The sequence below is a fragment of the Cognatiluteimonas telluris genome (genome assembly GCF_011320095.1).
Taxonomy (GTDB): domain Bacteria; phylum Pseudomonadota; class Gammaproteobacteria; order Xanthomonadales; family Xanthomonadaceae; genus Cognatiluteimonas; species Cognatiluteimonas telluris.
This window is the reverse complement of the sequence record NZ_JAANOY010000002.1, coordinates 259,896-272,677: the sequence shown is the minus strand read 5'-3', so window position 1 is coordinate 272,677 and position 12,782 is coordinate 259,896. Positions and strand designations below refer to the sequence as shown.

At 68.4% G+C, this 12,782-nt stretch carries 9 protein-coding genes and 2 pseudogenes; 6 read left to right on the top strand and 5 right to left on the bottom strand.

What is annotated here, in order from left to right:
- The first annotated feature begins 82 nt into the window (after positions 1–82).
- The 6 genes and pseudogenes from G7B67_RS02925 (at position 83) to G7B67_RS02910 (ending at position 5,671) form a co-directional block, all read left to right on the top strand.
- Positions 83–886 (top strand): NAD kinase, encoded by an 804-nt coding sequence (locus tag G7B67_RS02925; RefSeq protein ID WP_166207535.1) that lies wholly within the window; start codon positions 83–85, stop codon positions 884–886.
- A pseudogene (locus tag G7B67_RS13405) lies at positions 886–2,286 on the top strand (GAF domain-containing protein); the annotation flags it as partial. The gene G7B67_RS02925 and the pseudogene G7B67_RS13405, both read left to right, overlap by 1 nt.
- A pseudogene (locus tag G7B67_RS13400) lies at positions 2,266–2,685 on the top strand (PAS domain-containing protein); the annotation flags it as partial. The pseudogenes G7B67_RS13405 and G7B67_RS13400, both read left to right, overlap by 21 nt.
- Positions 2,686–2,694: 9 nt before the next feature.
- Complete coding sequence (locus G7B67_RS13395; protein ID WP_279303947.1) at positions 2,695–4,230, top strand: sensor histidine kinase; 1,536 nt, start codon at positions 2,695–2,697, stop codon at positions 4,228–4,230.
- Between the two features lie 82 nt (positions 4,231–4,312).
- Positions 4,313–5,257, top strand: a complete 945-nt coding sequence (locus tag G7B67_RS02915; protein ID WP_166207711.1) for a 5'-nucleotidase — start codon at positions 4,313–4,315, stop codon at positions 5,255–5,257.
- A gap of 129 nt (positions 5,258–5,386) precedes the next feature.
- Positions 5,387–5,671, top strand: coding sequence for a hypothetical protein (locus G7B67_RS02910; protein ID WP_166207529.1), 285 nt, complete (start codon positions 5,387–5,389; stop codon positions 5,669–5,671).
- A 66-nt stretch (positions 5,672–5,737) separates the two neighbouring features.
- Here the strand turns inward: G7B67_RS02910 and G7B67_RS02905 are convergent, their stop codons facing one another.
- The 5 genes from G7B67_RS02905 to G7B67_RS02885 form a co-directional block, all read right to left on the bottom strand.
- Positions 5,738–7,858, bottom strand: coding sequence for an amylo-alpha-1,6-glucosidase (locus G7B67_RS02905; RefSeq protein ID WP_166207708.1), 2,121 nt, complete (start codon positions 7,856–7,858; stop codon positions 5,738–5,740).
- Between the two features lie 15 nt (positions 7,859–7,873).
- Entirely contained in the window at positions 7,874–8,932 is a 1,059-nt protein-coding gene (locus tag G7B67_RS02900) for a glycosyltransferase family 4 protein (RefSeq protein ID WP_166207526.1), read from the bottom strand.
- Positions 8,933–9,020: 88 nt separating this feature from the next.
- Positions 9,021–9,707 (bottom strand): DUF2461 domain-containing protein, encoded by a 687-nt coding sequence (locus G7B67_RS02895; protein WP_166207522.1) that lies wholly within the window; start codon positions 9,705–9,707, stop codon positions 9,021–9,023.
- Complete coding sequence (gene sbcB / locus G7B67_RS02890) at positions 9,704–11,158, bottom strand: exodeoxyribonuclease I (protein ID WP_166207519.1); 1,455 nt, start codon at positions 11,156–11,158, stop codon at positions 9,704–9,706. Before sbcB ends, G7B67_RS02895 begins: the two co-directional genes overlap by 4 nt.
- Positions 11,159–11,390: 232 nt before the next feature.
- Positions 11,391–12,764 (bottom strand): FAD-dependent oxidoreductase, encoded by a 1,374-nt coding sequence (locus G7B67_RS02885; RefSeq protein WP_166207516.1) that lies wholly within the window; start codon positions 12,762–12,764, stop codon positions 11,391–11,393.
- Positions 12,765–12,782: the final 18 nt, after the last annotated feature.

Genomic DNA, 12,782 nt, shown 5'->3' with positions numbered 1-12,782 from the left:
GGAGCGGCTGAGTGAAAGCGGACCAGGACGACGGGCATCGCGTGGTTGCGGTTATCCTCGGCCGGACGACCCGGAGCCTGCGATGAGTCCACTTCCGAGCCAGCCGCGTATCGCCCTGCTCGCCAGTCCCACCGACGATGCCCAAGCGGCACTGGCGATGCTGGCCGGACAACTGGGGCAGCACGCGCCCGCCGAGGCCGACGTGATCGTGGCGCTCGGGGGCGACGGATTCATGCTGCAGACGCTGCACCGCCACGGCGACACGCACAAGCCGGTCTATGGCATGAAGCTTGGCAGCGTCGGCTTCCTGATGAACTCCTGGCGTGCCGAGGAGCCTGCATCGAACTCCGGGCAGGCGCTGCTCGCGCGCATCGCGAGCGCAGAGCCGGCGGTCCTGCGGCCCTTGGAAATGCGGGTGAACACCGAGTCCGGCGCCAGCGTCGCATCGCTCGCCTACAACGAAGTGTCGCTGCTGCGGCAGACGCGCCAGGCCGCGCACGTGGCGATCGAACTCAACGGCAAGCCGCGGCTGGAAGAGCTCATCTGCGATGGCGTGATGGTGGCCACGCCGGCCGGGAGCACCGCCTACAACTATTCGGCCGGCGGCCCGATCCTGCCGCTGGGTTCCAGCGTGGTCGCGCTGACGCCGATCGCTGCCTTCCGACCACGCCGCTGGCGTGGCGCGCTGCTGAAGTCGTCCACGGAAGTCCGCTTCCGGGTACTCGATCCCTACAAGCGGCCGGTCAGCGCCACCGCCGATTCGCACGAAGTCCGCGACGTGGTGGATGTCACCATCCGTGAAGCCAAGGACCACACCGTCACGCTGCTGTTCGACCCCGAGCACAATCTCGAGGAGCGCATCCTCAGCGAGCAGTTCATCGTCTGATGGGTGGTCCTCACACGCTGCTAACAGCTGGATTGCTGTGGTTGCAGGTCATCACGGCAACAAGTGATCGCCAAGGGGGCGGCGTGGTTCGATCCAGCAACAGAGCCCCGGGCCCTCCCGACCCTGAAGCGCCGGAACCGACTGGCGCCGATGCGGCGCTGGGCAACCTGCTGGCGTCGATGCCGCTGGCGATGGTCGTCATCGACCCGGCGACCGTCGTCCAAATCTGGAATCCGGCGGCCGAGGCCTTGTTCGGCTGGTGCCGGGACGACGTCGTGGGCAGGCCGGTGCCGTACCTGCCCGAAGGCGGCCAGCCCGAGCGGGATGCCTGGCTGGCGACGGTGCTGCAGGGCCAGACCCGCATGCTCGAATGCCAGCGCCGGCACCGGGACGGCTTCCTGCTGGACGTTCGGCTGACCGCCGTGCCGGTGCGCGATTGCGATGGTGGAGTCGACCGGATCGTACTCACCTTCGAGGACGTCACCGAGCGCAATCGATCGCGGCATGTCCGTGCTGGCGTACGCGAAGTGCTTGAACTGCTTGCTGCGGACACGCCGCTGGAAACGCTGCTCGTTACCCTGATCCGGATCGTGGAAGGCCATTCGCGCAATGGCATGCTCGGCTCGATCCTGCTGATGGATCCGTCCGGCCGGCACCTGCGCCATGGGGCTGCGCCCAGCCTGCCGCAGCCCTACAACGACGCGATCGACGGCATCGAAATCGGCCCTGAAGTCGGCGCCTGCGGCAAGGCGGCCTTTACCGGTTTGCCTGCGCACTCGGAGGACATCGCCCATGACCCGCACTGGGGGCCGTTCCGCGAGCTCGCATTGCGGCATGGGCTGGCTGCGTGCTGGTCGACGCCGATCCTGTCGCGCGCCGGCGAGGTGCTTGGCACGTTTGCGATGTACTACCGCCAGCCTCGCACGCCCGACGCGGCGGACACCGCGCTGGTCGACGTGGTGACGCGCACTGCGATGCTGGCGATCGAACGCCGTCGCGCGGAGCTGGCGCTGCAGCACCGCACGACCCAGTTCCAGTCGCTGCTGGAGCAGTCGCCGGTCGGCACCTACCTGGTCGATTCCAGGCTCCATTTCCGCCAGATCAATCCCACCGCGCTGCGTTACCTGGGCAATGTCGGCAGCGCCGAGGCGCTGGTCGGACGCAGTTTCCGCGATCTCGTTCGCGCCTTGTGGCCCGGTCGGCTCGCCGAGGAAGTGATCGCCCGCTTCGAGCACACGCTGGCCACCGGCGAGCCGTTCACGGTGCCGCAGTTCATCGACAAGCGCCCCAGCATCGGCGGCACCGCGTACTACCACTGGCAGATCAACAGGATCGTGCTGCCTGACGGCAGCCACGGCGTGATGTGCCATTTCCACGACATTTCCGAAGCCGTACGCAGCCGGCAGGCGCTGGCGCTGCTCAACGAGCAGGCCGAGCGCAGGCGCCGGTTCTTCGACACCATCCTCAGCCACACGCCGGACCTGGTGTGCGTGTTCGATCGTGAGCACCGCTTTACCTACGCCAACCAGGCGTTGCTGGCGACCTGGGGGCGCACGACGGACGAGGCGATCGGCAAGACCTGCCTTGAGCTGGGCTACGAGCCCTGGCATGCCGCGAGGCATGACAGCGAGATCGACCAGGTGGTCGCGACCCGCCTTCCGATCCGTGGCGAGGCTCCTTTCCATGGCACCAACGGTTGCAGGATCTACGACTACATCTTCGTGCCGATCCTGGGCGACGACGGGGAAGTCGAGGCGATCGCAGGCACCACCCGCGATGTCACCGATCGCAAGCGGGCCGAGGATGCATTGCGCGAAAGCGAACGGCTGCTCGGCCAGGTCTTCGATGCCGCGCCCGCGTTCATGGCCGCCCTGCGCGGTCCCGACCTCGTCCTGGAAAAAGTCAACTCCGCCTACCAAGTCCTGGTCGGGGCCCATCGATCGATCATCGGTCGACCGTTGACCGAGGCGTTGCCCGAGCTTGCAGCCTCGCCATTCCCCGCGATCCTGCGCCGGGTCATGGAGACTGGCGAAGCATTTTCCGGAAGCGATGTATCGGTGCCGCTGGTGCGCAGCCCCGACGGCACGGCCGAGGATCGGATCGTCGACTTCCTCTACGAGCCGCTGCGCGACCCGGACGGCACGATCTCCGGCGTGCTGGTGCATGGGATCGACCAGACCGACCGCGTCCGTGCCGAGGATGTCCTGCGCAAGGGCGAGCAGCGTATCCGCTTCGTCATGGACTCGATGCCGCAGAAGATATTCACCGCTGATGCGGGCGGGCAGGTCGATTACTTCAATCCGGCCTGGGCGGAGTTCGCCGGACTTCGACCCGACACGCTGCTGGACTGGTCCGGGTTCGTGCACCCGGACGACCTGGCCGACAGCATGCGGGCCTGGGAAGGCGCGGTCGCGAGCGGCGAGCCCTTCCAGTGCGAACAGCGCTTCCGCCGTGCCGACGGTGAATACCGCTGGCATCTGAGCCGCGCCACCGCGATGAAGGACGAGGCAGGTGGCGTGCTGCTGTGGATCGGTTCCAACACCGACATCCACGAGCAGCGTGAATCTGCGAACGAGCTGCGACGCCTCGCCGACGAGCTTGCCTTCGCCGACCGCCGCAAGGATGAATTCATCGCATTGCTTGCGCACGAACTCCGCAACCCGTTGGCGCCCATTTCGAACGCGCTGCAGATCGTGCGGCTCTCGGATGGCAAGAGGAACAGCGTGCAGTTCGCCACCGCGGTGATGGAGCGCCAGCTGAGCCAGCTGGTACGACTGGTCGACGACCTGCTCGATGTCAGCCGCATCAGTCGCGGAAAGATCGAACTGCGTCGCGAGCCGGTGCTGCTGTCCGCGGCTGTCGGGCATGCGGTCGAAGCCGCGCGTCCGCTCGCACGCGCGATGGACCAGGCGCTGACCGTGACGCTGCCTGCGGAGCCGTTGTCGCTGAGCGCCGATCCGATCCGGTTGGCGCAGATCATCGGCAACCTGCTCACCAACGCCAGCAAGTTCACCCCTCGCGGAGGCTGCATCCGGCTGCATGTCGAGCGGGAGGGTGGCGAGGCGGTGATCCGCGTGAGCGATACCGGCATCGGCATCGCGGCCGACCAGCTGGCGCGTATCTTCGAGATGTTCACCCAGCTGGACACCTCGCTCCAGCGCGCGGTGGGCGGACTGGGCATCGGCCTGTCGCTGGTCAGGACGCTGGTCGAGATGCACGGCGGCACGGTCTGCGTGCATAGCGATGGCCCCGGCACCGGCAGCGAGTTCACCGTGCGGCTGCCATTGCTGGCGGCGCCAACGGCTACCGCGACGGAGGCCCGGCCGGCGCCCGCCGGCTGTTGAAGCCGGAACGCCCCGCCCCGAGCCATCCCTCCCCAGGGCGTCTCACACCTCGATACCGGTGTGGCCGATACTGCGCGACATGATGCCATCCGACGCTGTCATCCGAATCCCCGACCCGCTTATCGTCGCGATTTCGTCGCGCGCGCTGTTCGACCTGGAAGACAGCCATGCGCTGTTCGAGCGCGACGGCCTGGAGGCCTATGCGGCTTTCCAGCGCGCCCACGAGGACGAGCTGTTGCAGCCTGGGGTCGCGTTTCCGCTGGTGCGCAAGCTGCTGGCGCTCAACCGACAGGCACCGCCGGATGCGCCGCGGGTCGAAGTGATCCTGCTGTCGCGCAATTCCTCCGACACCGGGCTGCGCATCTTCAACTCGATCGAACACCACGGCCTGGCGATCGCGCGAGCCGCCTTCAGCAATGGCGCACCGCCGTATCCGTACATCCGCCCCTTCGGCGCCGACCTGTTCCTGTCGACGCACGGGGAGGATGTCCGCAATGCATTGGCCGCCGGCGTGGCGGCAGCCACCATCCTGCCGGCGGCTTACCACGCGGCATCGCCGCCGCATCGCAGCGACCAGCTCCGGATCGCGTTCGATGGCGATGCGGTGATCTTCAGCGATGAATCCGAACGGGTGTCCCGCACCGAGGGCCTGGCGGCGTTCGCCGAGAACGAACGCGTGCATGCAGGCGAACCGCTGTCGGGTGGTCCATTCCGCGGCTTTTTGGATGCGCTGCATCGACTGCAGGACGCCTTCCCGGCGGGCGAGGCATCGCCCATCCGCACTGCCTTGGTGACGGCGCGTTCTGCGCCCGCGCACAAACGCGTGATCCTGACGCTGCGTGAATGGGGCGTGCGCCTGGATGAGGCGCTGTTCCTGGGTGGCCGGGACAAGGGGCCATTCCTGGATGCCTTCGGTGCCGACATCTTCTTCGACGACTCCGAGCACAACATTGCCTCCGCCCGCGACCACGTCGCGGCCGGCCACGTCCCCCACGGGGTGGCCAACGAGCCGCCGCGCCAAGGATGAATGCGGCGATTTCACGGTACGTTTACGCGGACGTCTTATGGTCGTCCTTCTTTTCCACCTTACTGCGTAGCGGCTGATGCGTGGGATTGCGGCAGTCGTGCTCGCCGCGAGGCCATGGGGAGAAGTCGAATGGGTGCAGTACGCAGGGATCCCGGACACGATGCGTTGCGCGTCGGCAGTGACGAGCGCCGCCACCGCGAGCGGCTCGATGCCGCTCCGGGATGGATCGGCCAACGGGTTGGAACCACCGACGAGGTTGCCCGACTCAAGGACCTGCTGGCGTTCACTGCCCGGCAGATGGCTGAGCTGCGTCGTCGCAACGAGGAACTGATGACGATGAACAGCGACCTGCGTTGCCGGCTTGGTGAAATGACCCTGCGCTGGGTGGATGCGCGCAATCGGCTGAAACGCTGAGGGGCGGCCGGCAGCCGCGGCTCAAGCGACGCGGAATGCAGGCTGGCGGAGTTGCCGCCATGGCTCTCACCCACCCGACAGCCGCAGCGGCACCGAGGTGGCGTCGGCGCCCTCGGTGAAGGCGACCACTCGGCCGCCCATGCGCCGGAACACGAGGTCCACGTTGCGTCCCGCGACCACCAGGCCACGCAGTGCGACCTGTTCGATCCCGGGCGGCAGGCGGGGTGATGTCACCCGGATTTCGCCGTTCCAGCCATCGACGTCGACCCCCAGGCAGGCCTGCAGCATCATGAAGCCGGCGCCGGCCGCCCATGCCTGCGGAAGGCAGGCGACGGGGTAGGACACCGGCGTCGCGCCATGGGCGCGCGCGAACCCGCAGAATAGTTCCGGCAGTCGCATGTCGAAATGGGTCGCGGTTTCGAACATCGAGCGCAGCAGCCGCACGGCGCCATCGCGATCGCCGGTGCGCGCGATGCCTGCCGCGCACAGCGCGGTGTCGTGCGGCCACACCGAGCCATTGTGGTAGGACATCGGGTTGTAACGCGCCTGGCCTTCGGCCAGGGTGCGGATGCCCCAGCCGGTCGCGAACGCCGGCATCAGCAGCTGTGCCGACACCAGCGCCGCGCGTTGCGGCGTCGGCAACCCGACGTAGAGGAGGTGGCCGGGATTGCTGGCGCGCACCCGGCACAGTTCGCCATCGCCATCGATCGCGATTCCGTAGAAGTTGCGTTCGGGCATCCAGAAATGCTGCTCCACTGCCGCTTGCAGGCGATCGGCGCGCATCGTCCAATGCTCGGCCAGCGGCAATTCGCCGCGACGGCGCGCGAGGGAGGCCATCGCGCGCAGCGCGGCGTAGACATAGCCCTGCACTTCGACCAATGCGATCGGACCAGGCGGGATGCGGCCGTCGGCATGGAACACCGAATCCTCGCTGTCCTTCCATCCCTGGTTGGCAAGTCCGCTGGTCTCGCCGCGGGCATAGTCGAGGAAGCCATGCGGGTTGGCGTCGCAGACGCGTTCGATCCAGGCCATCGCCGCCCGCAGCGCCGGCCACAGGGAATGGATGAAGGTCAGGTCGCCCGTGCGCCGCGCATAGGCGCCGGCCAGCATCACGAACAGCGGCGTGGTGTCGACGCCACCGTAGTACAGCCCGAACGGCAGTTCGCGCAGCGTGGCCATTTCCCCTTTGCGGGTCTCGTGCATGATCTTGCCCGGCGCCGAATCCAGGAACGCCGAACTGTCGTGCGCCTGGTGCGCGGCCAGGAACGAAAGCACGCCGCGCGCCAGCCGCGGATTGATCCACAGCATCTGCAGCGACGTCACCACCGCATCGCGGCCGAACGGCGTCGAGAACCAGGGAATGCCGGCATACGGATAGGGCCCGGTCGGCAGGTCGCTGGTCAGCAGGGCCAGGTCCGCGCGCGAGCGATCCATCCAAGCGGTGAACAGCGGTCCTTCGCTGCGCACGCTCGCGCCGCGGCGCTGCCGCGCGCGCATGCGATGGCGCGCACGTGCGGCGGCATTGCGATAGCGCTCGCGTCCCGGCGTGTCTTCGCGCTCGAGGCCGACTTCCAGGTAGAGCTCGTCGCGCCCCCCGACCGGAAGCTGCAGCACGAATTCCATGCCATCCGTCGCGACGGCCTCGGGTTGCCGCGAACAGGTGACCGCCGACGTCCGCAGGCGGCCATCCAGGCCCTGGTAGCGGAACACGATGCCCTCCGGTCCGGCCTCCACCGGCTGCAACTCGCCGCGCGCCAGGCGCACCGAGCCGCGCACCTCGAACATGTCGCGGAAGTCCGCAGCGACCTGCAGCCGCAAGGGCAGGGCCACCGCATCCTGGCCGTAATTGCGGCAACTCACGCGCTCGTACAGGCGGTTGTCGCAGAGGAAGCGCGTGCGTGCGATGTGGATCAGGCCCGAACCCGCATCCGCCGCGCCCAGCACCGGAAGCGGGCGGTTGGTCAGGTGGGCGATGAAGAACACGTTGTCGCGCGTGACCGCCGCGCTCAGCGGCTCGGGTTGCAGGCCGGCGATGGCCAGCCGCCAGGTCGACAACAGGCGGGTGTCGTCATGGAAGAAACCATCGCTGCCGCCATGGATGTCGCCGTAGGCATTGGCGACGATGAAACTGTCGCCGTCCTTGAGGACGTGGGTGGTGAAGGAGGCAGCCGTCGCTGCCGGTTGCATCTCGACCACGGCGGCTCAGGCCAGGCGCAGTGATTCGTGGTCGCGTGCCGGCAGCGCACGGCGATACAGCGCTTCGTAGTTCAGCGCCATCGTGCGCGCGGTGAAGCGCCGGTCGAAGGTGGCCCGGATGGCCGCCCGGTCGTAGCTGGCGATGTCCGCCACCGCGGCGACGGCTTCGTCCACCGACTCGACGATGCGCCCGGTCACGCCGTCGGTGACGACCTCGGGCACGGAGCCGCGATTCCATGCGATCACCGGCGTGCCGCAGGCCATGGCCTCGATCATCACCAGGCCGAAGGGCTCGGGCCAGTCGATCGGGAACAGCAACGCCGCCGCGTCGCCGAGGAAGGCCGACTTCTCGGTGTCGCCGATCTCGCCGATGAATTCGATCGCCGGATCATCGAGCAGCGGTTCGATCTCGTCGCGGAAGTAGGCCGCGTCGGCCTGGTCGACCTTGGCCGCGATCTTCAGCGTCAGGCCCGCCGCCTTGGCGATCGCGATCGCGCGGTCCGGGCGTTTTTCCGGCGAGATGCGGCCCAGGAACGCCAGGTAACCGCCGCGGGCGCGCGGCGAGAATGCGTAGCCCGCCGAGGGGAGGCCGTGATGCACCGTGCCGGCCCAGTTGCCGAAACGCAGCGGTCGCCGCTGGTGGTCGGAGATCGATACCAGCGGGAAGCCAGGCCAGCAGCGGTAGGCTTCGGGCAGGTCCTTCAGGTCCAGGCGGCCATGCAGGGTGGTCAGCGTGCGCGCGGCCATGTCGGCGAACAGCGGGAACTGCAGCAGGTCGACGTGGAAGTGGATGACGTCGAACTCGGCGCTGCGCCGGTGCACTTCGTGCAGCATCGACAGGTGCGCCGCGAGGTCGGACTTCAACGGCTCCGGGTCCAGCCGGATCGCCTGGTCGCGCATCGGCGCCAGGGTCGCGCTGGTTTCCGAATCGCCCGACGCGAACAGGGTGACGTCATGGCCCAGGTCGACGAGGGCGTCGGCGAGGAATGCGACGATCCGCTCGGTGCCACCGTAGAGCTTGGGCGGGACGGCTTCGTACAACGGCGCAACCTGCGCGATCCGCATGGGAGTGATACCCGGCTGGAAAGCGCAAAGCCTAGGCAGCGGGGGATGAATGAGGCGTCGTTGCCGGCCGCCTTCCGCAATGGCGGCCTCAGAACTCCAGGTCCAGCGCCGCGCACAGGTAATCGACGAACGGGGCGAGGGCGCGCAGGTCCTTCTGGAGTTCCTGGCGCAGCCTGGGCCCGGTGAACACGGCATCGTCCAGCGCACGCACGGCGACGAAGTTGCGGTGCTTGAGATCCTCGATGAACTCGAAATCGGCCGGAAATCCCCGGGGTGGCCGCACCAGCTTCTGCTCGCTCTCCAGGTCGTAGCGACGCCGGAACGCGGGCGCATGCGCCGCGGCCTTCCAGCTGCCGGGATTGTCGAAGATGAATTGGCGCAGCGCGCGCTGGGTGACCGGCTCGGGATGCCAGAGCCCGGCGCCGACGAAGCATTCCCCCGGCTCAAGGTGAATGTAGAACGACGGCGCCTCCACCTGCCGCCCGCGGGCATGGAACAGCCGCGCACCTTGCCAGCGCTTGTACGGCGTCTTGTCGTTGGCGAAGCGGGTATCGCGATGCAGGCGGAACAGCGAACCGCCGACCGGCTTGGGATCGGCACGGTAGTGCTCGCTCACCTCCCGCAGCGCCGGTTGCAGGTCGGTGACCAGTTGCAGGAACGGGCCGCGGACGTGGGTGTCGTAGTCGTGCTTGTGCGCCTGGAACCAGGCACGCGTGTTGTTGCGCGCCAGCGCGCGCAGGAAGCGGAAACTCTTGTCGCTGAAATAGGCGGTCATTGCAGGCTGGATTCGAGCTCGCGGCTCCAGGCGTCGATCTGGTCGAGCAGCGCCAGCCGCGCGCCATCGCCGGCGTGGGACTGGCGCAACTGGGCGAGCTCGGCGCGGAATCCGCGCAGGCTCGATTCGCCGGACCTGCCGCCGGCCGCTGGCTCGGCGAACAGCCGCTGGCGGCGGACATCGTCCCAGCGCGCGCGTTCTTCATGCGTCAAGGTCGCCGGCCAGTTGCGCGCGCGATAGCGGAACAGCAACTCCGGCAGGCGCACGTCGTTGAAGCCGAAGTCGCGCCCGGCCAGCATCTGCGGTGGCGTCGCGCGCACCTCCTGGCAGCGACGCTTGTCGCCATCGCCGACGAAGCCGTCGTACAGCGAGGCATCGACGTCGGATCTGTCGCGTGCCCGCTCGACGCCGTAGACACGACGTACTTTCTCCGCCAGTGCCGGACCGGCCTCGCGCAGGCGCGCCGCGCGCTGTTCCACCAGCGGGCGATCGATCTGCAGGCGGGCGAAGTCTTCCTCGCGCAGGTGCGGCCACGCCACGAGGGCCGGACAGCGGTTGAGGTGCACTTCCTTGAGCGGGATGCGCGCCTCGCCTTCGGGCAGGTCCGCCGCGGGCGTGTAAAGGCGGTCAGCGATCTCCTCCGGAGCGAGCGTCAGCAGCGGCTGCGGATCGGCATCCAGGTCGACCACGATCACCCGGCTGTCGATCGACGGGTGCCGTGCCAGCGGCAGCACTGCGGCCGCGCACAGGCGTGCGGCCGGGTAGCGTTGCGACACGTGCAGCACTGGCGCCATGGCCACGGTGTCCAGCAGTTGCGCGGCATGGCGCTTGTCGCGCAGGCGCAGCGCGTATTCCCACAACTTCGGCTGCGCCTGCCGCAGTCTGCGCGCCAGCCCGATCAGCGCACGCACGTCGGACAGGGCTTCGTGCGCATCGCCGCTGCGGACGTCGTTGGCCGTCGCCAGGTGCTCCAGGCGGAACGACGTCGCGCCGTCCTCGCGCCTGGGCCACTGCAGGCCATCGGGCCGTAGCGCGTGCGCCAGCCGCAGCACGTCGAGCAGGTCCCAGCGGCAGTTACCGCTACGCCACTCGCGCTCGTACGGATCGTGGAAGTTTCGGAACAGGCCATGGCGCACGAATTCGTCGTCGAAGCGCAACGAGTTGTAGCCGAGCGTGCAGGTCTGCGGCCGCGCCATTTCCTCGAAGATCCGCGCGAACGCCTCGGCCTCGCAGACGCCGTCGCGCAGCGCCTGCTGCGGCGTGATCCCGGTGATGAGGGTGGCGGCCGGCGAGGGCAGCAGGTCATCGGCGGGCTGCACGAAGAAGCTGATCGGCTCCTCGACCTGGTTCAGCGCCTCGTCGGTGCGGATCGCCGCGAACTGCGCGATCCGCGACGTGCGCGGATCGGCGCCGAAGGTTTCCAGGTCGTAGAACAGGAAGCTGGCGGGCATGGGTAAGCCGGTAGCGTTGAAGGGTTCCCGCGCCAGCGGGACGCGCTTTTGGCGTTCGCAGGAGCGGTTTCAGCCGCGGGCGGTTTGCGGGCGTCCCGCCAGGCGGTTCGCGGCTCTTTTCATTTTTTCGGTCGGGCGGAGCCCCGGCGTAGCGCGCCAGCGGCGGGGTCTGCCGCCGCGAGTGACGCACAGGATGGTAACGATCGATCGTCTCCGCTGCTGAGATCGCGGATCACGCCTGCGCCGCAAGCAGCGGCAGCCGTCGCGCGACCTCGGCGTCCAGCCACGCCCAGTCGATCCCCTCCAGCGAGGTGCGCCCGCGCGTGGCCTCGACCAGCAGCTCGCGCTGGACCTGTCCGCGTTCGAATGCCGTCGCGTAAGGCATGCAGCTGAACGTCACCATCGCGTAACGCGGCACGAAGCGCTCCGGATGCCGCTCCGCCAGCGCGCGCTCCAGCGCACGCTGCAGCAGGAAGTCGGCGTCGTCGACGCGTTCGCGCATCTCCAGGTAGTTCTCCAGCGCCATCTGCTGGATCGCGCGGGCATTGGGCAGGCGTTCGGACGCGAACGCCGCGAAGGCATCGCCGCGGTCGCGATGGCCCTGCAGATGCTCCGCCAGCGCGACGCAGTCCTCGAATGCGCAGTTCATGCCCTGGCCGTGGAACGGCACCATCGCATGCGCGGCATCGCCGAGCAGCACCGCCTTGTCGCCCAGCGACCAGCGCTCCAGGCTGAGCGTGGACAGGGTGCCGGTCGGATGGGTTTCGAAGTCTTCCACCAGGTCCGGGATCAGCGGCAATGCATCGGCGAAGTCGCGTGCGAACAATGCACGTGCATCCTCGCCGGTCAGAACGGTTTCGAAACTGGGATCGCCGGGCTTGCCGTCGTCGCGGCTGGGCAGGAACAGCGTCACCGTGAACGTGCGCTCGTCGTTGGGCAGCGCAATGCACATGTAGCGACCACGCGGCCAGATGTGCAGGGCGTTGGGCTCCATGCGGAAGCCACCGTCGGCGGCAGGGGGGATTTCCAGTTCCTTGTAGCCATGGCCGAGCGGGTCGATGCGTTCGCCCAGTGGCGTCGCGCGATTCATCTCGCGGCGCAGGGTCGAGCCCGCGCCATCGGCACCGATCAGCGCCTGGAACCGGTGTGCGTGCGCGCCGTCGCCGAGGAAGGTGGCGACGCTGGCGTCGAAGTCGACCGTTTCCAGCCGCCGGTCGAAATGCAGCTTCGCGCCGGCGGTTTCGGCCGCATCGAGCAGGGTGATGTTGAGTTCGCCGCGGCTGACCGACCAGATCACCTCGGAGTCGTCGCGCCCATAGCGCTGCAACTGCTGGCTGCCGTCGGCGAAATGCACCATGCGCCCGCGCATCATCACCGCCTGGTCCAGCACCGCGTCGGCGATGCCGGCGATGCGCAGCGCGTTCAACCCGCGCTCGGCCAACGCGAGGTTGATCGACCGCCCGCCGGCATAGCCTTCGACCCGCGGGTCGCCGCGGCGCTCGAAGACGTCGATGTCCCAGCCGCGACGTGCGAGCAGGGTCGCGAGGAGCGCACCGGCGAGGCCCGCGCCGACGATGGTGAGGTGTCTGGAAGCGGTCTGGGTCATGTCAGCGCCATTGGTATG

What these genes read in the sequence shown, in the direction of transcription:
- G7B67_RS02925 (WP_166207535.1), top strand. Translation starts at nt 83, where the DNA reads ATGAGTCCACTTCCGAGCCAGCCGCGTATCGCCCTGCTCGCCAGTCCC.
- G7B67_RS02915 (WP_166207711.1), top strand. Translation starts at nt 4,313, where the DNA reads ATGCCATCCGACGCTGTCATCCGAATCCCCGACCCGCTTATCGTCGCG.
- G7B67_RS02910 (WP_166207529.1), top strand. Translation starts at nt 5,387, where the DNA reads ATGGGTGCAGTACGCAGGGATCCCGGACACGATGCGTTGCGCGTCGGC.
- G7B67_RS02905 (WP_166207708.1), bottom strand. Translation starts at nt 7,858, where the DNA reads ATGCAACCGGCAGCGACGGCTGCCTCCTTCACCACCCACGTCCTCAAG.
- G7B67_RS02900 (WP_166207526.1), bottom strand. Translation starts at nt 8,932, where the DNA reads ATGCGGATCGCGCAGGTTGCGCCGTTGTACGAAGCCGTCCCGCCCAAG.
- G7B67_RS02895 (WP_166207522.1), bottom strand. Translation starts at nt 9,707, where the DNA reads ATGACCGCCTATTTCAGCGACAAGAGTTTCCGCTTCCTGCGCGCGCTG.
- sbcB (WP_166207519.1), bottom strand. Translation starts at nt 11,158, where the DNA reads ATGCCCGCCAGCTTCCTGTTCTACGACCTGGAAACCTTCGGCGCCGAT.
- G7B67_RS02885 (WP_166207516.1), bottom strand. Translation starts at nt 12,764, where the DNA reads ATGACCCAGACCGCTTCCAGACACCTCACCATCGTCGGCGCGGGCCTC.